A 23,453-nucleotide genomic window follows, 5' to 3' on the forward strand; every position below is an offset into this window, starting at 1 on the left:
TCCTCAGAAGCCGGTTGGGGTGCGGGTGTGCCAGTCAGTGTTGAGCTGATACTGGTGGGCAACGTTCAACAGGCGACCTTCCTGGAAATACGGGGCGAGCAATTGCACGCCGACCGGCAGGCCGTCGACAAAACCGGCTGGCATGGACAAGCCCGGCAAACCGGCGAGGTTGGCGGTGATGGTGTAGACGTCTTCCAGGTACGCAGCAACCGGGTCGCTGCTCTTGGCGCCAAGCTTCCAGGCCGGGTTTGGCGTGGTTGGGCCGAGGATGATGTCGACCTCATTGAAGGCAGCCATGAAGTCGTTCTTCACCAAACGGCGAATCTTCTGCGCCTTCAGGTAGTAAGCGTCGTAGTAACCGGCGGACAACGCGTAGGCGCCGACCATGATCCGGCGCTGCACTTCCGGGCCGAAACCTTCGCCACGGGAACGCTTGTACAGGTCTTCCAGGTTTTTCGGGTCTTCGCAGCGATAGCCGAAACGCACGCCGTCGAAACGCGACAGGTTGGAAGAGGCTTCTGCCGGGGCGATCACGTAATACGCAGGGATCGCGTGTTGCATGTTCGGCAGGCTGATTTCCTTGACCACGGCACCGAGCTTTTCCAGCTCCTTGATGCTGTTGTGGATCAGCTCGGCAATGCGCGGGTCGAGACCGGCGCTGAAATACTCTTTAGGAACGCCGATGCGCAGGCCTTGCAGCGAAGCGTTGAGGCCGGCGCTGTAATCAGGCACGGGCTCGTCGATGCTGGTGGAGTCCTGCGGGTCGAAACCGGCCATGCCTTGCAGCAGGATGGCGCAGTCTTCGGCAGTGCGTGCCAGTGGGCCGCCCTGATCGAGGCTGGAGGCGTAAGCGATCATGCCCCAGCGCGAAACGCGACCGTACGTCGGTTTCAGGCCGGTCAGGTTGGTAAACGCGGCCGGCTGGCGGATCGAGCCGCCGGTGTCGGTCGCAGTGGCGGCCGGCAACAGACGAGCGGCAACGGCTGCGGCCGAACCACCGGACGAACCGCCGGGCACGTGTTCCAGGTTCCACGGGTTTTTCACTGCGCCGTAGTAGCTCGACTCGTTGGCCGAACCCATGGCGAATTCGTCCATGTTGGTCTTGCCCAGGGTCACTGCGCCGGCAGCGGCCAGTTTGGCGACTACGGTGGCGTCGTACGGGGCTTTAAAGTTGTCGAGCATCTTCGAGCCGCAGCTGGTGCGGATGCCCTGGGTGCAGAACAGGTCTTTGTGGGCGATCGGCGCACCGAGCAGGGCGCCGCTCTCACCATTGGCCCGGCGTGCGTCAGCGGCTTTCGCCTGCTGGAGCGCCAGGTCTTCGGTGAGGCTGATGAAACTGTTGAGCTGCGGATCGAGCTGGGCGATACGCGCCAGCAGGGTTTTGGTCAGCTCTTCGGAAGAAAACTTTTTATCGGCGAGACCGCGGGCGATCTCGGCCAGAGTCAAATGATGCATTGCAGGCTCTTTCCCTTTAGTCGATGACTTTCGGAACCAGGTACAGGCCGTTTTCGACCGCTGGTGCGATGGACTGATAGGCCTCGCGATGATTGGTCTCGGTCACGACGTCTGCACGCAGGCGCTGGCTGGCTTCCAGTGGGTGGGCGAGCGGCTCGATACCGTCGGTATTGACCGCCTGCATTTCGTCGACCAGCCCCAGAATGCTGTTCAGGGCCGAAGTGATGTGTGGAAGATCGGCATCATTAAGGCCAAGACAGGCCAGATGAGCGATTTTTTCCACGTCGGAGCGTTCAAGCGTCATGGGATTCTCCAGTGGAAGGAAAACAGAACGGATGCTATCCGTGTGTTAGATTGTCGGAACACTACCGCATTTCTACGGTCATAAGGCCGCGATTGTGGGGGTTGGTGCACAGAAAAGCGGCCAATTTAACATATTGGCGCCTTGCCCAAAATCCCTGTCGTTGTTAGAGTTTGCCGCACTTTTTTACCCACGCGTTGCCTAGGGTCCCTTTCCCATGTTCAAGAAACTGCGTGGCATGTTTTCCAGCGATCTTTCCATTGACCTGGGCACTGCCAACACCCTTATTTACGTGCGCGAGCGCGGTATCGTCCTGAATGAGCCCTCGGTTGTGGCTATTCGGACACACGGTAACCAGAAAAGTGTCGTCGCTGTCGGCACCGAGGCCAAGCGCATGCTCGGCCGTACGCCGGGCAACATTGCTGCCATTCGTCCGATGAAGGATGGCGTGATCGCCGACTTCAGCGTTTGCGAAAAGATGCTGCAATACTTTATCAACAAGGTTCACGAAAACAGCTTCCTGCAGCCTAGCCCTCGTGTGCTGATCTGCGTTCCATGCAAATCCACCCAGGTTGAGCGTCGTGCCATCCGTGAATCGGCCCTCGGTGCCGGTGCCCGTGAAGTGTTCCTGATCGAAGAGCCAATGGCTGCTGCGATCGGTGCCGGCTTGCCGGTTGAAGAAGCTCGCGGCTCGATGGTTGTCGATATCGGTGGCGGTACCACTGAAATCGCGCTGATCTCCCTGAACGGCGTGGTTTACGCCGAATCCGTACGTGTTGGCGGCGACCGCTTCGACGAAGCGATCATCACTTACGTGCGTCGCAACTACGGCAGCCTGATCGGCGAATCCACTGCCGAGCGCATCAAGCAGGAAATCGGTACTGCCTACCCGGGCGGCGAAGTTCGCGAAGTCGACGTTCGTGGCCGTAACCTGGCCGAAGGCGTTCCACGCGCATTCACCCTGAACTCCAATGAAGTGCTGGAAGCTCTGCAAGAGTCCCTGGCCACCATCGTTCAGGCTGTGAAAAGTGCACTGGAGCAATCGCCTCCGGAACTGGCTTCCGATATCGCCGAGCGTGGTCTGGTACTGACCGGTGGAGGCGCCTTGCTGCGTGACCTCGACAAGTTGCTGGCCCAGGAAACCGGTCTGCCAGTGATCGTTGCCGAAGACCCGCTGACCTGTGTTGCTCGCGGCGGTGGCCGTGCATTGGAAATGATGGATAAACACACCATGGACCTGCTGTCGAGCGAGTGATCTCACCCGACGCATCTATGCTGTTGGCGCACAGGCAGCACTTTGCAGTGCTGCCTGTTGGCGTTTATCTTCTGTCAGTCTGCATCCAGGCCGGTTTGATGCCGTATGAATAAAGAGAACATTTGCCTGGGAGGAGCGGCTTATTAAACCGCTTTTCACCAAAGGGCCTTCACTGGGCGTGCGCTTGTTGGTGCTGGTCGTGCTATCGGTCGCGCTGATGGTGGTCGATGCCCGCTTCACACTGCTCAAACCAGTGCGTAGCCAAATGTCGCTGGTACTGATGCAGTCTTACTGGATCACCGACCTGCCACAGCGGCTATGGCAGGGTGTGGCCAGCCAATTTGGCAGTCGTACCGAGCTCGTCGCCGAAAACGAAAAACTCAAAACCGAAAACCTGCTGTTGCAGGGCCGCATGCAAAAGCTTGCCGCCCTCACCGAGCAGAACGTTCGGCTGCGCGAGTTGCTCAACTCCTCCGCGCTGGTCAACGAGAAGGTCGAAGTGGCCGAACTGATCGGCATGGACCCCAACCCATTCACGCACCGCATCATCATCAATAAAGGTGAGCGCGACGGTGTGGTCCTCGGTCAGCCGGTGCTCGATGCCCGTGGCCTGATGGGCCAGGTGGTCGAGTTGATGCCGTACACCTCTCGTGTACTGTTGCTGACCGACACCACTCACAGCATTCCGGTGCAGGTGAACCGCAACGGTCTGCGGGCGATTGCCAGCGGCACCGGTAACCCGGAACGCCTGGAGCTGCGTCACGTGGCCGATACCGCCGACATTAAAGAAGGCGATCTGCTGGTCAGCTCGGGTCTGGGGCAGCGGTTCCCGGCGGGTTACCCGGTAGCGACGGTCAAGGAAGTGATTCACGATTCCGGTCAGCCGTTCGCTATTGTGCGTGCCGTGCCGACCGCCGCCTTGAACCGCAGCCGTTACCTGTTGCTGGTGTTCACCGACGGCCGCACAGCCGAAGAGCGCGCCAATGAAGCTGCCCAGGCTCAAGAAGCCTTGGATCAGCACGGTGGTGGACCGATCATTCCAGCGACAGTGCCGAAACCTGCCATCGTCCCGGCTGCTGTTGCAGCACCCGCGATTCCGGTAGCGCCGACGGCTGCCCCTGCTGCCACAACCCCGCCCAAACCTGCGGCAACTCATCCTGCTGCTGCGAAACCTGCCGCCAGCAAGCCGCCCGCGACGCAACCTGCGGCCGTTAAACCGCCGGCCACGGCACCCGCTGCCGTGAAGCCTGCAGCCAAACCGCCTGTCTCTGCGCCGGCTACCACTGGGGGACGAGAATAATGGTGGGTGCTACTGCCTCCCGAAACGGCTGGATTGTCTGGCTGACATTCGCCATAGGCATGTTGCTCAGCGTTTCGCCGCTGCCGCAATTCATGGAAATCCTCCGTCCGTTGTGGCTGGCCTTGCTGCTGGCCTTCTGGGCGTTGGCCATGCCGCAGAAAGTCGGGATGGTCACCGCGTGGTGCCTGGGCCTGGCTGAAGATGTGCTTTATGGCACGCTGTTGGGCCAGAACGCATTGATCCTGACGCTTATCACGTACCTGGTGCTGGCGCTGCAACAGCGTCTGCGCATGTTCCCTATGTGGCAGCAGAGCCTGATGATCCTGGTGATCTTCGGCCTCGCGCAGCTTGTTCAGCTGTGGCTCAGCGCGCTGACTGGCAATCGTCAGCCGACGCTGGCGCTGGTCTTGCCGGCACTGGTCAGCGCATTGCTCTGGCCGTGGATCAGCTACGGTTTGCGCGGTTTGCGTCGACGCTACAAAATCAATTAATTCGGTCAGGCATTTGCCCGCACCTCGACAAGGGAGATGTCTTGATGAAGTTGTTGTACCTCGCCTCAGGCTCGCCGCGTCGGCGTGAACTGCTCACGCAGATCGGCGTGCCGTTCTCCGCCATCAGTGCGGACATCGATGAAACCCCTTTAGAAACTGAATCCCCGTCGGCCTATGTCGAGCGCTTGGCGCGCGGCAAAGCCGAGGCCGGGCGCGGGACTGTCGTGTCCGACGCAGATTTTTGCGTGCTGGGCGCCGATACCGCCGTGGTGCTGGACGGAAAAATTCTCGGCAAGCCGGTTGATGAAGCCGAGGCTTGCGCCATGCTTATGATGTTGTCCGGGTGTGAACATGAAGTCCTGACGGCGATTGCGGTGCTCGATGGTGAGCGTTGCGAGTCTCGGGTGGTGCGCAGTCTGGTGCATTTTCGCAACATCAGTCGCGATGAAGCGGTGGCCTACTGGGCCAGCGGCGAGCCGCAGGACAAGGCCGGCGGCTATGGCATTCAAGGGCTCGGCGCGGTGTTTGTCGCCGGGCTCAATGGCAGTTACTCGGCGGTGGTCGGGTTACCGCTGTGCGAAACCGCTGAGCTGCTTGGCCATTTCGGCATACCCTGTTGGCAAACCCTTAACGCGCGTTGAGCGTCGTACTGACAAGATGCGGCCATTATCGTGAACATGCCTGAACGAGACCCTGCCATGAGTGAAGAGATCCTGATCAACATCACGCCGATGGAATCGCGCGTGGCGGTGGTTGAAAACGGTGTTCTGCAAGAGGTCCACGTCGAGCGCACGCAAAAGCGCGGGATCGTCGGCAACATCTATAAAGGCAAGGTCGTGCGGGTATTGCCCGGCATGCAGGCGGCGTTCGTCGACATCGGACTGGACCGCGCCGCGTTCATTCATGCCTCGGAAATCTCCCTGCGCGAAGGCCCGGCGGTCGAGAGCATCAGCGCTCTGGTTCACGAAGGTCAGAGCCTGGTGGTGCAAGTCACCAAGGATCCGATCGGCTCTAAAGGCGCACGCCTGACGACTCAGTTGTCGATCCCGTCGCGGTATCTGGTGTACATGCCGCGCACTGCACACGTCGGCATTTCGTTGAAGATCGAAGACGAAGCCGAGCGTGAACGTCTCAAGCAGGTGGTCACTGATTGCGTGGCCAAAGAAGGCATCCAAGAGGCCGGTGGCTTCATCCTGCGTACCGCTGCCGAAGGTGCCGGTGCCGATGAAATCCTCATGGACATCCGCTACCTGCGTCGGCTTTGGGATCAGATCAACGAGCAGATCAAAACCATCAGCGCGCCGAGTGTGATCTACGAAGACCTCGGCCTGGCGCTGCGCACCTTGCGTGATCTGGTGAGCCCGAAGATCGAGAAGATCCGCATCGACTCCCGGGAAACCTTCCAGAAAACCACACAGTTCGTCGCCGAGCTGATGCCGGAAATCGCCGATCGTCTTGAGCATTACCCTGGCGAACGGCCGATCTTCGACCTGTACGGCGTCGAAGACGAAATCCAGAAAGCCCTGGAGCGCAAAGTCCCGCTGAAGTCCGGCGGCTATCTGGTAGTCGATCCGGCGGAAGCCATGAGCACCATCGACGTCAACACCGGGGCGTTCGTCGGTCATCGCAACCTCGAAGAAACCATCTTCAAGACCAACCTCGAAGCCGCGACCGCCATTGCTCGCCAGCTGCGCCTGCGCAACCTGGGCGGGATCATCATCATCGACTTCATCGACATGGAAGATGAAGAGCACCAGCGTCAGGTGCTGCGCACCCTCGAGAAGCAACTGGAGCGCGATCACGCCAAGACCAACATCATCGGCATCACCGAGTTGGGCCTGGTGCAGATGACTCGCAAGCGCACCCGCGAAAGCCTTGAACAAGTGCTGTGCGAGCCGTGCAGCAGCTGTCAGGGCCGCGGCAAGCTCAAGACTCCGGAAACTGTTTGCTACGAGATTTTCCGCGAAATCCTCCGAGAGGCTCGCGCCTATCAGGCGGAAGGCTATCGTGTATTGGCAAACCAGAAAGTGGTCGACCGTTTGCTCGATGAAGAATCGGGCAATGTCGCCGAGCTCGAAGGTTTTATCGGACGCACCATCCGGTTCCAGGTGGAAACCATGTATTCCCAGGAACAATACGACGTGGTGCTGCTCTGAATCGCTGTCTTTCAACCCTGCTAGAACGGCTGGCCTCAGCTTTTTGCAGTATTTTTGCCATGGGAGCCAACTGACATGGAACGTCTGATACGCATTTTGGCCGCACTGACCCGCTGGGGTCTGGGTCTGTGTGCGTTGGCATTGGTGTTGATGGCGTTGTACGTCAGCCTCGGCCGAGAGCTGACCCCGCTGGTGGCCGAGTACCGTGCCGAAGTCGAAGCCAAAGCCAGCGCTGCCTTGGGTATGCCGCTGAATATCGGCGAACTGGAAGGCAACTGGAGCGGCTTTGCGCCGATCATGCTGGCTCACGATGTGATGGTCGGCGAGGGCGCCAATGCCCTAAGGCTGGATCAGGTGCGCGCGGTACCGGATCTGTGGGGCAGTCTGCTGGCTCGTGAAGTGCGCATCGCTCACCTGGAACTCAGCGGCCTGAAGATCAGCCTCAAGGAAGACGAAGACGGCCATTGGGCGCTGGAAGGTTTGCCCGTGCAGCAGGATCAGCCGTTGGATCCTGCGCAATTGCTCAATCGCATGCAGATGGTTCAGCAACTGTCGGTACTCGATAGCCAAGTCACTTTGCAACCACTGCAAGAGCAGCCGCTGACCCTGACTTACGTCGGGCTGAATCTGAAAACTGGCGTCTCCCGCCAGCGACTCGACGCCCGTTTGACCCTGCCCGACGGACAACCGGTGGCCATCAGTCTGCGTACCCGTCTGCGCGCCAGCGAATGGAAAGACGGCGAGGCCGAAGCTTATTTGAGCCTGCCGCAAAGCGACTGGTCGAAATGGTTGCCTGAGCGTTTGACCCAACAATGGAATTTTTCCGAGTTCAAGGCCGGCGGCGAGCTTTGGGTGAACTGGAACAAGGGCGCCCTGCAAAGTGCTGCGATTCGCTTGAACGCGCCGCAACTCAAAGGCGCGTACGCCGAGCGCAAGCCGATCCAGATCAACAATCTGGCGCTCAATGGCTATTTTCAGCGCAGCTCCGAAGGCGTGCTGGTAACCCTGGATTCGCTGGCCATGAACCTTGGCGAGACCCGCTGGGAATCGCATCTGCAACTCAAGCAAAACGAGGCGACCGACAAGACTGAAGAGCTTTGGCATCTGCAAGCCGACCGCCTCGACCTCACCCCTATCACCCCGCTACTGAACGCCTTGGGGCCGCTGCCCGAAGGCATTGCCACTGCCGTAGAGCGACTCAAAGTGACGGGTGGCCTGCGCAACGTACTGATCGACTTACGGCCCACTGCCACCGACGACAGCAAGTTCAGCTTTGCCGCCAACCTGGACCGGGTCGGCTTCGATGCCTATCACGGCGCTCCGGCGGCACGAAATGTCAGTGGCAGCATCAGCGGTGATCTGGGCGGTGGCGAGCTGCGCATGGACAGCAAGGATTTTTCCCTGCACCTGGACCCGATCTTCGCCAAGCCATGGCAGTACATTCAGGCCAATGCCCGACTGACCTGGAAGCTCGACAAAGAAGCCTTCACCTTGATCGCGCCATACCTGAAGGTGCTGGGCGAGGAGGGCAAGATTGCTGGCGACTTCCTGATCCGCCTGCATTTCGACCACACCCAGGAAGACTACATGGACCTGCGGGTCGGTCTGGTGGACGGCGACGGTCGTTACACCGCCAAGTACTTGCCGACAATGCTCAGCCCGGGGCTGGACGAATGGCTGCGTACGGCGATTCTCAAAGGTGCGGTGGACGAAGGCTTCTTCCAGTACCAGGGTTCGCTGAACCACGGGGCCGCCGAGACTGCCCGCAGCATCAGTCTGTTCTTCAAGGTTCACGATGCGGAACTGGCCTTCCAGCCAGGCTGGCCACATGTCAGCAAGGTCACGGGTGACGTGTTTGTTGAAGACAGCGGTGTGCGGATACTGGCCAGCAAGGGTCAATTGCTCAATACCGAGGTCAGCGACATTTACGTCAATATTCCCCATGTGCCAGCAGGGCAAAACGTCCATCTGTTCCTCGACGGCGGATTCGCGGGCGGGTTGGGCGATGGCCTGAAGATTCTCCAGGAAGCGCCGATCGGCACCGCAGCCACCTTTGCCGGTTGGGAAGGCGAAGGCGATCTGCAAGGCAAACTGAAACTGGATATTCCGCTGGTCAAAGGCGAGCAGCCCAAGATCCTCGTCGACTTCAAGACCGCCAAGGCCCGTCTGAAACTGGCCGAGCCATCCCTGGAGCTGACTCAGCTCAAGGGCGATTTCCGTTTCGACAGCACCAAGGGTTTGAGCGGGCAAAACATCACCGCGCGCGCCTTCGATAAACCGGTTACCGCACAGATTTTCGCCGATGGCGGCCCCGGCAGCCTCAAGACTCGCGTCGCCGCCTCGGGCCAGGTCGAGGTCAAGAAACTGACTGACTGGCTTAGTGTTACTCAGCCGTTGCCAGTGTCCGGTGTGATCCCTTATCAGCTGCAACTGAACCTTGATGGGGCCGACAGTCAATTGATGGTCAGCTCCAACCTCAAGGGCGTAGCAATCGATTTGCCGGCGCCGTTCGGCATGGCGCCCGACGTCGGCCGCGACACCACGTTCCGCATGACCCTGCAGGGGCCCGAGCGGCGCTACTGGGTCAACTACGGTGAGCTGGCTAACTTCACGTTTGCGGCGCCGGCCGGCAACTTTGCCGACGGTCGTGGCGAGTTGTTCCTGGGGGGCGGCAATGCCGTGCTACCCGGCGCCAAAGGCCTGCGGGTGCGCGGTGTGCTGTCGGAACTGGATGTCGGCCCGTGGAAGGATCTGGTAGACAAGTATGCTGGCCAGGATCCGGGCGGCAACGCCAAACAGTTGCTCAGCAGCGCGGACTTCAAGGTCGGAAAACTCAGCGGGATCGGCACCACGCTCGATCAGGCGTCGGTGCAGTTGAACCGCAAACCTGCCGCGTGGGCCTTGCAACTCGATAGCCAGCAGGTCAAGGGCAGCGCCAGCATCCCCGATGCGAAAGCCGCGCCGATTGCGATCAATCTGCAATACGTGCGTTTGCCGGCGCCAGACCCGACGGTCCTGGCCGACGAAAACTCGCCAGATCCGCTGGCCTCGGTGGATCCGACGAAGATCCCGGCACTGGATGTCACCATCAATCAGCTGTTCCAGGGCAAAGACCTCGTCGGGGCCTGGTATCTGAAAGTCCGTCCGACCGCCAAGGGTATTGCGCTTAATACGCTGGATCTGGGCCTCAAGGGCATTCTCCTGCAGGGCAGCGGCGGTTGGGAAGGCCAGCCTGGTTCCAGCAGCAGTTGGTACAAGGGCCGGATCAGCGGCAAGAATCTCGCCGATGTGCTGAAGGGCTGGGGATTTGCGCCGAGTGTCACCAGTGAAGATTTTCATATGGATGTCGATGGTCGCTGGCCCGGTTCGCCGGCCTGGCTGGCCACAAAGCGCTTCTCTGGCACCCTTGATGCGTCGCTCAATAAAGGCCAGTTCGTTGAAGTCGAGGGCAGTGCCCAGGCGTTGCGAGTATTTGGCTTGCTGAACTTCAACTCCATCGGCCGCCGGCTGCGTCTGGACTTCTCCGACCTGTTCGGCAAAGGCTTGAGTTATGACCGGGTCAAAGGCCTGCTGGTCGCGACCAACGGTGTATACGTGACGCGTGAGCCGATCCTGCTGACCGGTCCGTCGAGCAACATCGAACTCAACGGGACGCTGGATCTGGTGGGCGATAAGGTCGATGCCAAGTTGCTGGTGACGTTGCCTGTGACCAACAACCTGCCGATTGCCGCGCTGATTGTCGGTGCACCGGCCATCGGCGGGGCGCTGTTTCTCATCGACAAGTTGATCGGCGACCGTGTGGGGCGTTTCGCCAGCGTCAAATACACCGTCAAAGGGCCGTGGAAAGAGCCGAAAATCACCTTCGACAAGCCTTTTTGACAACCTTTTTCAAAACACACTCTCCAAGCCTATGGAGTAGCATGGCGGCCTGTCCTTAAAAAAAGCGATGAAGGAGCGCGCCATGTCTGTAGCGGTGATTCAAATGGTCAGCCAGAGCGATGTGCTGGCCAATCTGGCCCATGCCCGTCGGCTGCTCGAGCAAGCGACGGCCGGTGGTGCGCAGCTTGCCGTACTGCCGGAAAACTTCGCCGCCATGGGCCGTCGCGACATCGCCGATATCGGCCGCGCCGAGGCATTGGGCGAAGGCCCGATCCTGCCATGGTTGAAACAGACCGCCCGCGACCTCAAGTTATGGATAGTGGCCGGCACGTTGCCGTTGCCGCCGGTGGATCAACCGACGGCCAAAGTGCATGCCTGCTCGCTGCTGGTGGATGACCACGGCGAAACCGTTGCACGGTATGACAAATTGCACCTTTTCGACGTCGATGTGGCGGACAATCGCGGGCGTTATCGCGAATCCGATGACTATGCTTATGGCAGTGGGGTTGTCGTGGCGGAAACGCCTGTCGGTCGAGTCGGGTTGACGGTGTGTTACGACCTGCGCTTCCCGGAGCTGTACAGCGAATTACGCGCTGCCGGGGCGGAGTTGATTACCGCGCCGTCGGCCTTTACCGCGGTGACCGGCGCGGCGCATTGGGAGGTATTGATTCGCGCGCGGGCCATCGAAACTCAATGTTATGTGCTCGCGGCCGCCCAGGGTGGGACGCATCCGGGGCCGCGAGAAACCTTTGGCCATGCCGCGATTATCGACCCGTGGGGACGTGTGCTGGCGCAACAGGATCAAGGCGAGGCCGTGCTGCTGGCCGAACGCGATAGCAGCGAACAGGCGTCGATCAGGGCGCGGATGCCGGTGTCCAGTCACCGGCGATTTTTCTCGCAGGGCGCCCAGCGACCTGCCTCAGAACGATGAATTTAAGGCGTAAAGCATATGAGCGAGTTGTTGTCCTCAGTCAGTGAACACCTCCTGGCGCCCGGCGGCGTAACGATCGAGAGCCTGCAAGGTGTGCTCGGCGATCTGGCCGGCCCGGGCATCGATGCTGCCGACCTGTATTTCCAGGGGCAGATTTCCGAGTCCTGGGCTCTGGAAGACGGGATCGTCAAGGAAGGCAGCTTCAACCTCGACCAAGGTGTCGGCGTGCGAGCGCAATCGGGTGAGAAAACCGGCTTTGCCTACAGCAATGCCATTACCCTTGAAGCCCTCGGCGCCGCGGCCCGTGCTGCACGTTCGATCTCCCGCGCCGGTCAGAACGGCACGGTGCAAGCGTTCACGACCCAGGATGTCGCCCAGTTGTACGGGCCGGACAACCCGTTGGAAGTCATGACCCGTGCCGAGAAGGTCGAACTGCTCAAGCGTATCGACGTCGCGACTCGCGCCCTCGACCCGCGTATCCAGCAAGTCACCGTGAGCATGGCTGGCGTCTGGGAGCGAATCCTCGTGGCTTCCACCGACGGTGGCCTGGCCGCCGATGTTCGGCCATTGGTGCGCTTTAACGTCAGCGTGATCGTCGAGCAGAACGGTCGCCGTGAGCGCGGCGGTCATGGTGGTGGCGGTCGTACCGATTACCGCTATTTCCTCGGCGATGACCGCGCCATGAGCTACGCCCGTGAAGCGTTGCGTCAGGCATTGGTGAATCTGGAAGCCATCCCTGCGCCGGCCGGTACGTTGCCAGTGGTGCTGGGTTCGGGTTGGTCCGGCGTGTTGCTGCACGAAGCAGTCGGCCACGGTCTGGAAGGCGACTTCAACCGCAAGGGCAGTTCCGCCTACAGCGGGCGCATGGGCGAGATGGTTGCGTCCAAGCTTTGCACCATCGTCGATGACGGCACGCTGGCCGGGCGTCGCGGTTCCCTGAGCGTCGATGATGAAGGCACCCCGACCGAGTGCACGACACTGATCGAAAACGGCGTACTCAAAGGCTATATGCAGGACAAACTCAACGCCCGTCTGATGGGCGTGGCCCGTACCGGTAACGGTCGTCGCGAATCCTACGCGCACCTGCCGATGCCGCGCATGACCAACACCTACATGCTGGCGGGCGAAAGCGATCCGGCGGAAATCATCGCTTCGGTGAAGCGCGGCATCTACTGCGCCAACCTCGGCGGCGGTCAGGTGGACATCACCAGCGGCAAATTCGTGTTCTCCACCAGCGAGGCGTACCTGATCGAAGACGGCAAAATCACTGCCCCGGTCAAAGGCGCGACGTTGATCGGCAATGGCCCTGAAGCCATGAGCAAGGTGTCGATGGTCGGTAACGATCTGGCGCTGGACAGCGGCGTCGGGACGTGTGGCAAGGATGGGCAGTCGGTGCCGGTGGGTGTCGGCCAGCCAACGCTGAAAATCGATGCGATCACTGTGGGTGGCACAGGATCTTGAGGAATGGAGCTTCGGGTGAACTGCAATGCAGCTCACCCGATTCGAGATTTAACGCAGACCGCGTTGAGTCTCGTCCAGCTCACGGATGTACTTGAAGATTTTACGGCTCGATGCCGGTGGCTTGTTGGTCGCCAGTTCGTGCTGGGCCTGACGGATCAGGGAGCGCAATTGCTGACGATCAGCCTCCGGGTAGTCGACCACGAACTTCTCCAGGACCGCATCGTCGCCCGCGATCAAGCGATCGCGCCAGCGTTCCAGGCCATGGAAACGTTCGTTGTACTGCCGAGTGGAGGCATCGAGTTGATCGAGCAGAGTCAGAATGGCGTCAGTGTCCTGATCGCGCATCAGTTTGCCGATGAACATAAGGTGCCGTTTACGCGCGATATTCGCGGTGTGCTTGGGCGCATCGGCCAGTGCCCGGCGCATAGCGTCGGTCAACGGCAGTTTTGCCAGCAAGTCAGGCTTGAGCGTTGTAAGGCGCTCGCCGAGGTCAACCAGAGCATGAAGCTCGCGTTTAACCTGGGATTTGCTTTTTTCTCCCGTATCGAGGGAGTCGTCGTAAGAATCAACCATGGTGGCCGTCCGCAAAGAAACGCCGCCATGATAACCAGTCGGGGGCCGCTTGTCCGGCCCGGTCGCTCGAAGGCCCCAGCCGAAAGCAGAATTTGAGTGGAGAACAACATGAGTGCAGTTGAAAGCGTCGGCCCACAAGCGTTGCCGGCACTGCAAGAACAAGTCGAGCAGATCATCGCTGAAGCCAAACGCCAGGGCGCCAGTGCCTGCGAAGTGGCGGTGTCCCTGGAGCAGGGCCTGTCGACCTCGGTGCGTCAGCGTGAAGTCGAAACCGTCGAATTCAACCGCGATCAGGGCTTCGGCATCACCTTGTACGTTGGCCAGCGCAAGGGCTCGGCCAGCACGTCCGCCAGCGGTCCGGAGGCGATTCGCGAAACCGTCGCCGCCGCCCTGGCCATCGCCAAGCACACGTCGGAAGACGAAGCTTCGGGCCTGGCAGACGCCGCGCTGATGGCCAAGGATCTGCAGGATTTCGACCTGTTCCACGAGTGGGACATCACCCCGGAGCAAGCCATCGAGCAGGCCCTGGCCTGTGAAGCGGCGGCGTTTGCCACCGACAGCCGGATCAAAAACGCCGACGGCACCACCCTCAGCACCCATCAGGGCTGCCGCGTTTACGGCAACAGCCACGGTTTTATCGGTGGCTACGCGTCGACCCGACACAGCCTGAGCTGCGTGATGATCGCCGAGGCTGACGGCCAGATGCAGCGCGATTACTGGTACGACGTGAACCGTCAGGGCAACTTGCTGGCCGACCCGGTGAGCATCGGCCAGCGTGCCGCGCAACGGGCGGCGAGCCGTCTGGGCGCACGCCCGGTGCCGACCTGCGAAGTGCCGGTGCTGTTTTCCGCGGAACTGGCCGGTGGTTTGTTCGGCAGTTTCCTCTCGGCGATTTCCGGCGGCAGTCTGTATCGCAAATCCTCGTTCCTCGAAGGCACACTCGGGCAGAAACTGTTCCCGGAATGGCTGACCATCGATGAGCGTCCGCACCTGATGCGGGCGATGGGCAGTTCGGCGTTCGATGGCGATGGTTTGGCGACTTACGCCAAACCGTTCGTCGAAAAAGGCGAGTTGGTCTCGTACATTCTCGGCACTTACTCTGGTCGTAAGCTCGGGATGCCGAGCACCGCCAACGCGGGTGGCGTGCATAACCTGTTCGTCACCCATGGCGACGAAGACCAGGCCGCCTTGCTGCGCCGCATGGGCCGCGGCCTGCTGGTGACTGAATTGATGGGGCAGGGTCTGAACATGGTCACTGGCGATTACTCCCGTGGCGCGGCGGGTTACTGGGTCGAGAATGGTGAAATCCAGTTTGCGGTGCAGGAAGTGACCATCGCCGGCAACATGCGTGACATGTTCAAACAGATCGTTGCCGTCGGTAATGACCTGGAGTTGCGCAGCAACATTCGTACAGGTTCGGTGCTGATCGAGCGGATGACGGTGGCGGGGAGCTAAACCCCGTCAGTTGCACAAAAAAAGGCGCGCCATCCATTGGGTGGCGCGCCTTTTTCATGCGCCTTGCGCCGTCCCTGTAGGAGCGCGGCTTGCCGGCGATGGCGTCCCTGAGATCGCCGTCGCGAGCAAGCTTTGCTCTTACATATACTTCCCCCGAACTTCGCTCGGGATATTTTGTTTCTCATTATCATCTAGTAATAACTCTCATTACCGAATGAGCCCGGATCATGAGTTCTGCCTTGCACGAGCAGCCTTACCTCGAAAGCTGACGCTGTCGCGTAACCCGATCCTGGTCACCGCACTCAACCCGATCATTGGTTACCAAAAAAAGCCGTGGAGATCGCCAAGAAGGCCTATCAACAAGGCCGGCCGGTGATTGATGTCGCTCTGGAACAATCCGACCTGACACGCAGCCAGCTTGAGGTCTTGCTGGCCCCGGAAAAACTCACCGCAGGCGGCGTGTAACCACCGCAATCGCGTTGGAGGCTCACCATGGAACACTGGAAACGCACGATCGAACGGGCAAATCGTTGTTCCAAGCTGGGCGAATACGTCGATGCCCGCGAGGCTTACTTGCAGGCATTGGCCCTGGCCCAGGTGTTGTTCGAGCGCTGGGCAGATGCCGACGAGGCGGTCGCGGCCTGAGTGATTTCCCACCACAACGGAAACGACCGGTCCTCCCGCCGCGAATCTGGTTATTTGTGTTTGCGATCATTGCCCACAACCTCCCCGAGGGCATGGCGGTCGGCGTGTCGGCGGGGGGTGGCATGCCCGACGCCGATAGCCTGGCCATGGCATCGCCTTGCAGGATATGCCGGAAGTTCTGGGGATCGCGCTGGTACTGGCCAGGGCAGGGATGTCGCGGGTCAAGGTGTTCCTAGTTGGGGGCTGCGTCAGGTCTGGTCGAGCCGGTCTTCGCGTTGTTGTGCGCCTGGCTAGTGAGCCTGGCCGAATTGTTGTTGCCCTTGGGGTTGGCACTGGCGGCCGGGGCAATGTTGCTGGTGGTCACCCATGAAGTCATTCCCGAGTCGCGCCGCAATGGTCACGACAAGCTTGCAAGTCTTGGGTTGCTGATCGGGTTTTGCTTGATGATGGTGATGGATACAGCGCTCGCCTAGGCGAGCGTTATTCGCCTTCGCCGAAGTAGTCGTTGATCAAATCCACCAATGTCTGCAGTGCCTCGTCAGCTTTTTCGCCTTCGGTGTTCAGGTAGATCTTGGTGCCCTTGCCAGCCGCCAACATCATCATTGCCATGATGCTTTTTCCGTCGACCGTGGATTCCGGCGTGCGTCCAACTCTGATCGTGCAATCCTTGAACTCACCGGCGACGCCGACGAATTTTGCAGAAGCACGGGCATGCAGGCCCAGCTTGTTGATGATTTCAATTTCCAGAGCAGGCATCGCGGTGTGAATCCTTTAGCTGAGGTCGCGGTGGCGAACCTGGACGTTCTTCAGGGTTTTTTGCAGGGCCTGGCCCAGACGTTCGGTCAGGTAGACGGAGCGGTGATGGCCGCCGGTGCAGCCAATGGCAATGGTGACATAAGCGCGGTTGCTGGCGGCAAAGCGGGGTAGCCACTTGAACAAGTAGGTGGAGATGTCCTGGAACATCTCTTCGACGTCCGGCTGTGCCGCCAGGTACTCGGCAACCGGTTGGTCGAGCCCGGATTGATCGCGCAACTCAGGCTTCCAGTAAGGGTTCGGCAGGCAGCGCACGTCGAACACCAGATCAGCGTCCACCGGCATGCCACGCTTGAAGCCGAAAGACTCCACCAGGAACGCCGTACCGGGTTCCGGCTGGTTCAGCAGGCGCAGCTTGATGGTATCTCGCAGCTGATACAGGTTCAGGTTGGTGGTGTTTACTTTGAGATCGGCGAGGTCGGCAATCGGCCCGAGCAGGGCGGTCTCATCATTGATGGCCTCGGCCAGCGAGCGATTGGCATTGCTCAGCGGGTGGCGACGGCGGGTTTCCGAGAAACGTTTGAGCAAGGTTTCTTCGTCGGCGTCCAGATAAAGCACATCACACTGGATATGCCGGCTGCGCACTTCTTCCAGCAGTTCGGGAAACCGCGACAAGTGACTCGGCAAGTTACGCGCATCGATCGATACGGCAACCAGCGGTTGCGCCAGTTCGGTGTGAATCAACGCGCGTTCGGCCAGTTCCGGCAGCAGACCGGCGGGCAGGTTGTCGATGCAGTAGTAGCCGTTGTCCTCGAGAACATCGAGTGCGGTACTTTTACCTGAGCCGGAGCGGCCACTGACGATGATCAAGCGCATGATTAATGACCGTTTTGCTCGTCCAGGACAACCTGATACAAGGCTTCATTGCTCGGGGCGCTGCGCAGTTTATCGCGCACTTCCTTGCGGTCGAGCATGCTGGCGATCTGGCGCAGTAACTCCAGGTGCGCATCGGTAGCGGCTTGCGGGACCAGCAGAACGAACAGCAGGTCAACCGGGGCGCCGTCGATGGCGTCGAAATCGATGGGTGCATCAAGGTGCATCAGGGCGCTGATGGGCGAGGTGCAGCCCTTCAGGCGGCAGTGGGGAATGGCGATGCCGTTGCCAAAACCGGTTGAGCCGAGTTTTTCACGGGCAATCAGAGCCTCGAAGACATCTTGCATCTCCAGATCCGGCACTTCTTTGTGGATAAGGTTGGCAATTTGCTCGAGGGCTTTCTTTTTACTGCCGCCCGGCACGTTCACGAGGGAACGGCCGGGGGTCAGGATGCTTTCAAGTCGGATCATGGGTTGGGAGTGTTAACGACCGGTCGCGCCCTGGAGGAGGCTTTGGGTCTTTTCCTTATGCTTTTTGAGTTGTTTATCCAGCTTGTCGGTCAGTGCGTCAATCGCCGCGTACATATCGGTATGCTCCGCGTTTGCGACCACTTCATTGCCGGGAATATGCAGCGTGGCTTCGATTTTCTGCTTGAGCTTTTCGACCGTCATCGTGACTTGCACATTGGTGATCTTGTCGAAATGCCTCTCTAATCGTTCGAGTTTTTCGCCGATGTAGGTGCGAAGAGGTTCGGTCACTTCCAGTTGGTGTCCACTGATGTTGACTTGCATACAGCTTCTCCTTCGTTGCCAGTGCATAAAGCGGCAGGCAGAAATGCCTGCCACTGGAACGCTGTGGCGTGGCTCTACATCAACCGCTTGCGTTCGCTCGAAGGCGCGATCCCGAGGGATTCGCGGTACTTGGCGACGGTGCGGCGAGCCACCTGAATGCCTTGTGCCTCCAGTAAACCAGCGATCTTGCTGTCACTCAACGGCTTTTTCTGATTTTCCGCGGCAACCAGTTTTTTGATGATCGCACGGATCGCCGTGGAAGAGCATTCACCGCCCTCGGAGGTGCTGACGTGGCTGGAGAAAAAGTATTTCAGTTCATATATGCCCCGTGGGGTATGCATGAATTTCTGCGTGGTCACCCGTGAAATCGTCGACTCATGCATGCCCACCGCCTCGGCGATGTCATGCAGGACCAGCGGTTTCATGGCTTCGTCGCCGTATTCCAGAAAGCCGCGCTGATGCTCGACGATCTGAGTGGCTACTTTCATCAGGGTTTCGTTGCGGCTTTGCAGGCTCTTGATGAACCAGCGGGCCTCTTGCAACTGATTGCGCATGAAGGTGTTGTCGGCGCTGGTGTCGGCGCGGCGCACGAAACCGGCGTATTGAGCGTTGACCCGCAGTCGTGGCACGGATTCCTGGTTCAGCTCCACCAGCCAGCGCTCGTTGTCCTTGCGTACGATCACGTCGGGAACAACGTATTCGGCTTCGCTGGACTCGATTTGCGAGCCAGGGCGCGGGTTGAGGCTCTGCACCAGTTCAATCACTTGGCGCAGTTCGTCTTCCTTGAGCTTCATGCGACGCATCAGCTGACTGTAATCGCGGCTGCCGAGCAGGTCGATGTAATCGGTGACCAGGCGTTTGGCCTCGACCAGCCAAGGCGTCTTGGCAGGCAACTGGCGCAATTGCAGCAGCAGGCATTCGCCCAGGTTGCGGGCGCCGATGCCAGCGGGTTCGAATTGCTGGATGCGGTGCAGGACGGCTTCGATTTCGTCCAGTTCGATGTCCAGTTCCGGGTCGAAGGCTTCGAGAATCTCCTCGAGGGTTTCGTCCAGGTAGCCCTGATTGTTGATGCAGTCGATCAGGGTCACGGCGATCAGGCGATCAGTGTCGGACATCGGGGCCAGGTTCAGTTGCCACAGCAGGTGGCTTTGCAGGCTTTCGCCGGCCGATGTCCGGGTGGTGAAGTCCCACTCGTCGTCATCGTTGCTCGGCAGGCTGCTGGCGCTGGTCTGGTAGACGTCTTCCCACGCGGTATCGACGGGCAGTTCGTTGGGGATGCGCTCGTTCCAGTCGCCTTCCTCGAGGTTATCAACCGTCGGGGCGGTTTCCTGGTAGGAGGGTTCCTGAACGTCGACGTTAGGTTGCTGTTCGGCTTTGTCGGCCAAGGGGTCGGCGTTATCGAAGTCGTCGCCTTCTTCCTGGCGTTCGAGCATCGGATTGGACTCCAGGGCCTCCTGGATTTCCTGTTGCAGGTCCAGGGTCGACAATTGGAGCAGGCGGATGGCCTGTTGCAGCTGCGGTGTCATCGTCAGCTGCTGGCCCATTCTCAAGACTAGCGATGGTTTCATGGCAGGGGCTTAACACCTTATTCGCCGGCGCACATGCGCCATCCACTACAGGGCGCCGGAGCGCCAAACATAAGCAAATTATATGCCCGAAACTGCAGCGTTTGCCTAGAGCGCTGTAACAATAAAAAAATGTTGATTTTTTATCGAGACAAGCGCCCGAGCAACCAGCCAGACACCTCAGTGCTTACAGGCGGAACTCATGGCCCAGATACACTTCCTTGACCAAGTCGTTGGCCAGGATGGTGGCAGAGTCACCTTCGGCGATCAGCTGGCCATCGTTGACGATGTAGGCGGTTTCGCAGATATCCAGGGTTTCACGGACGTTGTGGTCAGTGATCAGCACGCCAATGCCCTTGGCCTTGAGGTGATAGATGATCTGTTTGATATCGCCCACCGAAATCGGGTCCACGCCGGCGAACGGTTCGTCGAGCAGGATGAATTTCGGGTTGGTAGCCAGTGCTCGGGCGATTTCCACACGGCGGCGTTCACCACCGGACAGGCTCATCCCGAGGTTGTCGCGGATGTGGCTGATATGGAATTCCTGCAGCAGGCTTTCCAGCTCTTTGCGACGACCGGCCTTGTCGAGTTCCTTGCGGGTCTCGAGGATCGCCATGATGTTGTCGGCTACCGAGAGTTTGCGGAAGATCGATGCTTCTTGCGGAAGATAGCCGATACCAGCCTTCGCACGACCGTGCATAGGCTGGTGGCTGACATCCAGGTCGTCAATCAGGACGCGGCCCTGATCGGCCTGTACCAGGCCGACAATCATGTAAAAGCAGGTGGTCTTGCCGGCGCCGTTGGGACCCAGCAGGCCGACGATCTGACCGCTGTCGATAGACAGGCTGACGTCACGCACGACCTGGCGGCTCTTGTAGCTCTTGGCCAGATGCTGAGCTTTCAGAGTTGCCATTACTGGGCCTTTTGCTCGTCGGTTTTCTTCTTCGGCTGGATCACCATGTCGATGCGCGGACGCGACTCGGTGACTTTGTTGCCCGTCGCGCGACCGGCGCTCGCAAGCTTTTTGACCGTGTCGTAGACGATTTTCTCGCCTTGGGTGACGTTGTTGTCCTTGTCGATGACTTTTGCCTTATCGATCAGCACGACGCGGTTTTGCGCTGCGTGGTACTGGATGGTCACGCCCCAGCCCTGAACAGGTTTGGTGTCGCCTGCAGTTTGCAGTTGCTCGAAATAGGCGAGGTTGCCCACCGAAGTCACCACGTCAATGTCGCCGGTTGGCGTGCGGGTGATGGTCACGGTGTTGCCCTTAACGATCATCGAGCCCTGAGTGATGATCACGTCACCTTTATAGGTGGCTATGCCATTCTTGTCGTCCAGTTGGGCATCGTCGGCCTGAATGCGGATAGGCTGCGCTTGATCGGTCGGCAGTGCCCAGGCGCTCACGCTTCCCAGTGCTGCGCTCAGACCGAGCAAAATAGGGAGGGTTTTAACGAGCCTCATACTGTCCTCTTACGTTCGAAAGCAGGTGTATCCTGCTTTCTTTCAAATACGCTTTCATTCCCTTGCCAGTCGACACACCACCAGCGCCGTCGATTCTAACGGGTTGCTCGGTCTGCGCATATTGCTGCTGCGGGAACACTGTCATGCGGGTGGTGGTAATCAGGGTCTTGCGGTTTTTCTCGTCAAAGCGCGTGATACGCACCGAGTCGATCAGTTCGACCTGAGTGCCGTCGGGATTCACTTCGCCGTGCTCGCTCTGGACGTGCCACGGAAACTCGGTGCCGCGGAACATGTTCAGGTCGGGATTGGTCAGCAGCGTCACTTCGGTCGCCTTCAGGTGTTCAACCTTGTCGGACGTCATTTCGTATTGCAGTTTGCCGTCCGGCAGGTACTGCACGCTGTGTGCGTTGATCGCGTAATAGTCGATCGCGGTTTCATCGATCTTTGCTACCGGCTGGTCGAGGAAGCGTTCCGGGCTGATGTTCCAGTAGCCGACCGCAGCGAATATCGCTGCGATGCAACCGAACACCAGGAATTTGCGAAACTTTTTGCTCAGCATAGTTGGCTCACAGGTACGCGGCGTTAGCCGCATCGAGGCGGCCCTGGGCGCGCAGGATCAATTCGCAGAATTCGCGAGCGGCACCCTCGCCACCGCGGGCCTGGGTGATGCCGTGGGCGTGTTCACGGACGAAACTGGCAGCGTTTGCCACCGCCATGCCCAGGCCGACGCGGCGAATCACCGGCAGGTCCGGCAGGTCGTCGCCGAGATAGGCGACTTGCTCATAGCTTAGGTTGAGTTGGGCAAGAAGCTCGTCGAGTACCACCAGTTTGTCTTCGCGCCCCTGGTACACGTGTGGAATACCGAGGTTCTTCGCTCGTCGCTCGACCACCGGGGTCTTGCGGCCGCTGATGATAGCGGTCTGCACGCCGGCTGCCATCAACATCTTGATGCCTTGGCCGTCGAGGGTGTTGAACGTCTTGAATTCGCTGCCGTCTTCGAGGAAGTACAGGCGTCCGTCGGTCAGTACGCCATCGACGTCAAAAACCGCCAGTTTGATGTTCTTGCCGCGTTGCAGCAGGTCGGTGCTCATCACATTACTCCTGCGCGCAGCAGGTCGGACAGGTTGAAGGCGCCGATCGGACGGTCTTCCTTGTCGACTACCACCAGCGCATTGATTCGATGGTCTTCCATGATTTTCAGGGCCTCGGCCGCGAGCATATCGGCCCGGGCGGTCTTGCCGTGGACGGTCATGACCTCGTCGATGGTCGTATGGTGGATATCGATGGTCCGGTCAAGGGTGCGGCGCAAGTCGCCGTCGGTGAAGATCCCGGCCAGTTTGCCATCGGCCTCCACAATCGCGGTCATGCCCAGTCCCTTGCGGGTCATTTCCATCAAGGCGTCCTTGAGTAGCGTGCCACGTTGCACTTGGGGAAGTTCTGCTCCGGCGTGCATGACAGTTTCCACTTTCAGCAGCAGGCGTCGGCCAAGCGCACCCCCGGGGTGGGAAAAGGCGAAATCTTCGGCGGTAAAACCGCGGGCTTCCAGCAGCGCAACGGCCAGGGCGTCGCCCATGACCAGCGCGGCAGTGGTCGACGAGGTCGGTGCCAGGTTGAGTGGGCAGGCTTCGTGCTCGACGTGCACGTTGAGGTTGACTTCGGCAGCCTTCGCCAGCGTTGAATCAGGGTTGCCGGTCATGCTGATCAATTGAATGCCCAGACGCTTGATCAGCGGCAGCAGGGTGACGATTTCATTGGTGGAGCCGGAGTTCGACAGCGCCAGGATGATGTCGTCGCGGGTGATCATGCCCATATCGCCGTGGCTGGCTTCGGCCGGGTGCACGAAAAAAGCCGTGGTGCCGGTACTGGCCAGGGTGGCGGCGATCTTGTTGCCGATGTGCCCCGACTTGCCCATGCCGACCACGACCACGCGCCCTTTGCTGGCCAGAATCATCTCGCAAGCGCGTACGAAATCTGCGTCGATACGGGGCAACAAGCCTTGTACGGCTTCCAGTTCGAGGCGGATGGTGCGTTGGGCAGATTGAATCAGGTCGCTGGATTGGCTCATGTCAGAAATCGTATAGCCTGATGAAAAGGCGGCGATTATAACG

23 protein-coding genes and 2 pseudogenes are annotated in these 23,453 nt (G+C 59.8%); 12 read left to right on the forward strand and 13 right to left on the reverse strand.

What is annotated here, in order from left to right:
- Window positions 1–3 precede the first annotated feature (3 nt).
- On the reverse strand, window positions 4–1,455 hold the full coding sequence (gene gatA, locus FQ187_RS18190) for an Asp-tRNA(Asn)/Glu-tRNA(Gln) amidotransferase subunit GatA (RefSeq protein ID WP_149630544.1): 1,452 nt from the start codon (window positions 1,453–1,455) through the stop codon (window positions 4–6).
- A gap of 16 nt (window positions 1,456–1,471) precedes the next feature.
- Entirely contained in the window at window positions 1,472–1,759 is a 288-nt protein-coding gene (gatC, locus tag FQ187_RS18195) for an Asp-tRNA(Asn)/Glu-tRNA(Gln) amidotransferase subunit GatC (RefSeq protein WP_008026876.1), read from the reverse strand.
- A 214-nt stretch (window positions 1,760–1,973) separates the two neighbouring features.
- On the opposite strand from gatC, the gene mreB reads away from it, so the two are divergent.
- From mreB to tldD, 8 genes are all read left to right on the forward strand, one after another.
- Window positions 1,974–3,011 (forward strand): rod shape-determining protein MreB, encoded by a 1,038-nt coding sequence (mreB, locus tag FQ187_RS18200; protein ID WP_002555108.1) that lies wholly within the window; start codon window positions 1,974–1,976, stop codon window positions 3,009–3,011.
- Between the two features lie 142 nt (window positions 3,012–3,153).
- Window positions 3,154–4,311 (forward strand): rod shape-determining protein MreC, encoded by a 1,158-nt coding sequence (gene mreC / locus FQ187_RS18205; protein WP_149630545.1) that lies wholly within the window; start codon window positions 3,154–3,156, stop codon window positions 4,309–4,311.
- Window positions 4,311–4,802: a rod shape-determining protein MreD gene (gene mreD, locus FQ187_RS18210; protein ID WP_149630546.1), complete on the forward strand. Its 492-nt coding sequence runs from the start codon at window positions 4,311–4,313 to the stop codon at window positions 4,800–4,802. Before mreC ends, mreD begins: the two co-directional genes overlap by 1 nt.
- Window positions 4,803–4,846: 44 nt before the next feature.
- Window positions 4,847–5,443: a nucleoside triphosphate pyrophosphatase gene (locus FQ187_RS18215; protein WP_149630547.1), complete on the forward strand. Its 597-nt coding sequence runs from the start codon at window positions 4,847–4,849 to the stop codon at window positions 5,441–5,443.
- 57 nt (window positions 5,444–5,500) lie between these two features.
- Complete coding sequence (gene rng / locus FQ187_RS18220; RefSeq protein ID WP_033058026.1) at window positions 5,501–6,958, forward strand: ribonuclease G; 1,458 nt, start codon at window positions 5,501–5,503, stop codon at window positions 6,956–6,958.
- Between the two features lie 75 nt (window positions 6,959–7,033).
- Window positions 7,034–10,837, forward strand: a complete 3,804-nt coding sequence (locus tag FQ187_RS18225) for a YhdP family protein (protein WP_149630548.1) — start codon at window positions 7,034–7,036, stop codon at window positions 10,835–10,837.
- Window positions 10,838–10,919: 82 nt separating this feature from the next.
- The gene (locus tag FQ187_RS18230; RefSeq protein ID WP_149630549.1) at window positions 10,920–11,768 is read left to right on the forward strand and encodes a carbon-nitrogen hydrolase family protein; all 849 of its coding nucleotides are present in this window, start codon (window positions 10,920–10,922) and stop codon (window positions 11,766–11,768) included.
- Window positions 11,769–11,786: 18 nt separating this feature from the next.
- Complete coding sequence (gene tldD / locus FQ187_RS18235) at window positions 11,787–13,229, forward strand: metalloprotease TldD (RefSeq protein WP_149630550.1); 1,443 nt, start codon at window positions 11,787–11,789, stop codon at window positions 13,227–13,229.
- A 48-nt stretch (window positions 13,230–13,277) separates the two neighbouring features.
- On the opposite strand, the gene yjgA is transcribed toward tldD, so the two are convergent.
- Window positions 13,278–13,802: a ribosome biogenesis factor YjgA gene (gene yjgA, locus FQ187_RS18240; protein WP_033058015.1), complete on the reverse strand. Its 525-nt coding sequence runs from the start codon at window positions 13,800–13,802 to the stop codon at window positions 13,278–13,280.
- Window positions 13,803–13,910: 108 nt separating this feature from the next.
- Here yjgA and pmbA point away from each other — a divergent pair, with 108 nt between their 5' ends.
- From pmbA to FQ187_RS18255, 4 genes and pseudogenes are all read left to right on the forward strand, one after another.
- Complete coding sequence (gene pmbA, locus FQ187_RS18245; RefSeq protein WP_134422008.1) at window positions 13,911–15,257, forward strand: metalloprotease PmbA; 1,347 nt, start codon at window positions 13,911–13,913, stop codon at window positions 15,255–15,257.
- Window positions 15,258–15,528: 271 nt separating this feature from the next.
- A pseudogene (gene aspA, locus FQ187_RS18250) lies at window positions 15,529–15,722 on the forward strand (aspartate ammonia-lyase); the annotation flags it as partial.
- A gap of 27 nt (window positions 15,723–15,749) precedes the next feature.
- Window positions 15,750–15,902: a hypothetical protein gene (locus tag FQ187_RS29990; protein WP_178122734.1), complete on the forward strand. Its 153-nt coding sequence runs from the start codon at window positions 15,750–15,752 to the stop codon at window positions 15,900–15,902.
- A gap of 20 nt (window positions 15,903–15,922) precedes the next feature.
- Window positions 15,923–16,375 (forward strand): annotated as a pseudogene (locus FQ187_RS18255) (ZIP family metal transporter); the annotation flags it as partial.
- Window positions 16,376–16,382: 7 nt separating this feature from the next.
- On the opposite strand, the gene FQ187_RS18260 reads toward FQ187_RS18255, so the two are convergent.
- From FQ187_RS18260 to FQ187_RS18305, 10 genes are all read right to left on the reverse strand, one after another.
- Window positions 16,383–16,658: an HPr family phosphocarrier protein gene (locus FQ187_RS18260; RefSeq protein ID WP_149630551.1), complete on the reverse strand. Its 276-nt coding sequence runs from the start codon at window positions 16,656–16,658 to the stop codon at window positions 16,383–16,385.
- A gap of 15 nt (window positions 16,659–16,673) precedes the next feature.
- Window positions 16,674–17,531, reverse strand: a complete 858-nt coding sequence (rapZ, locus tag FQ187_RS18265) for an RNase adapter RapZ (protein ID WP_149630552.1) — start codon at window positions 17,529–17,531, stop codon at window positions 16,674–16,676.
- Between the two features lie 2 nt (window positions 17,532–17,533).
- Window positions 17,534–17,998, reverse strand: coding sequence for a PTS IIA-like nitrogen regulatory protein PtsN (ptsN, locus tag FQ187_RS18270; protein ID WP_149630553.1), 465 nt, complete (start codon window positions 17,996–17,998; stop codon window positions 17,534–17,536).
- A 12-nt stretch (window positions 17,999–18,010) separates the two neighbouring features.
- Entirely contained in the window at window positions 18,011–18,319 is a 309-nt protein-coding gene (hpf, locus tag FQ187_RS18275; RefSeq protein ID WP_007941242.1) for a ribosome hibernation-promoting factor, HPF/YfiA family, read from the reverse strand.
- A gap of 74 nt (window positions 18,320–18,393) precedes the next feature.
- On the reverse strand, window positions 18,394–19,887 hold the full coding sequence (locus FQ187_RS18280) for an RNA polymerase factor sigma-54 (RefSeq protein WP_149630554.1): 1,494 nt from the start codon (window positions 19,885–19,887) through the stop codon (window positions 18,394–18,396).
- Between the two features lie 184 nt (window positions 19,888–20,071).
- A complete protein-coding gene (lptB, locus tag FQ187_RS18285) occupies window positions 20,072–20,797 on the reverse strand; it encodes an LPS export ABC transporter ATP-binding protein (protein WP_027924532.1) in 726 nt (241 codons plus the stop codon).
- Window positions 20,797–21,345, reverse strand: coding sequence for a lipopolysaccharide transport periplasmic protein LptA (lptA, locus tag FQ187_RS18290; RefSeq protein ID WP_149630555.1), 549 nt, complete (start codon window positions 21,343–21,345; stop codon window positions 20,797–20,799). Before lptA ends, lptB begins: the two co-directional genes overlap by 1 nt.
- The gene (gene lptC, locus FQ187_RS18295) at window positions 21,332–21,904 is read right to left on the reverse strand and encodes an LPS export ABC transporter periplasmic protein LptC (protein ID WP_149630556.1); all 573 of its coding nucleotides are present in this window, start codon (window positions 21,902–21,904) and stop codon (window positions 21,332–21,334) included. Before lptC ends, lptA begins: the two co-directional genes overlap by 14 nt.
- Window positions 21,905–21,911: 7 nt before the next feature.
- Complete coding sequence (locus tag FQ187_RS18300) at window positions 21,912–22,436, reverse strand: HAD family hydrolase (RefSeq protein ID WP_033057989.1); 525 nt, start codon at window positions 22,434–22,436, stop codon at window positions 21,912–21,914.
- Window positions 22,436–23,410 carry a KpsF/GutQ family sugar-phosphate isomerase gene (locus FQ187_RS18305; protein WP_149630557.1) on the reverse strand — a complete coding sequence of 325 codons (975 nt, stop codon included), beginning with the start codon at window positions 23,408–23,410 and terminating at the stop codon, window positions 22,436–22,438. The genes FQ187_RS18300 and FQ187_RS18305 overlap by 1 nt, the downstream gene beginning before the upstream one ends.
- Between the last annotated feature and the right edge of the window lie 43 nt (window positions 23,411–23,453).

Origin of the sequence: Pseudomonas sp. ANT_J28 (assembly GCF_008370005.1) — a bacterium.
Classification (GTDB): Bacteria; Pseudomonadota; Gammaproteobacteria; order Pseudomonadales; family Pseudomonadaceae; genus Aquipseudomonas; species Aquipseudomonas frigoris.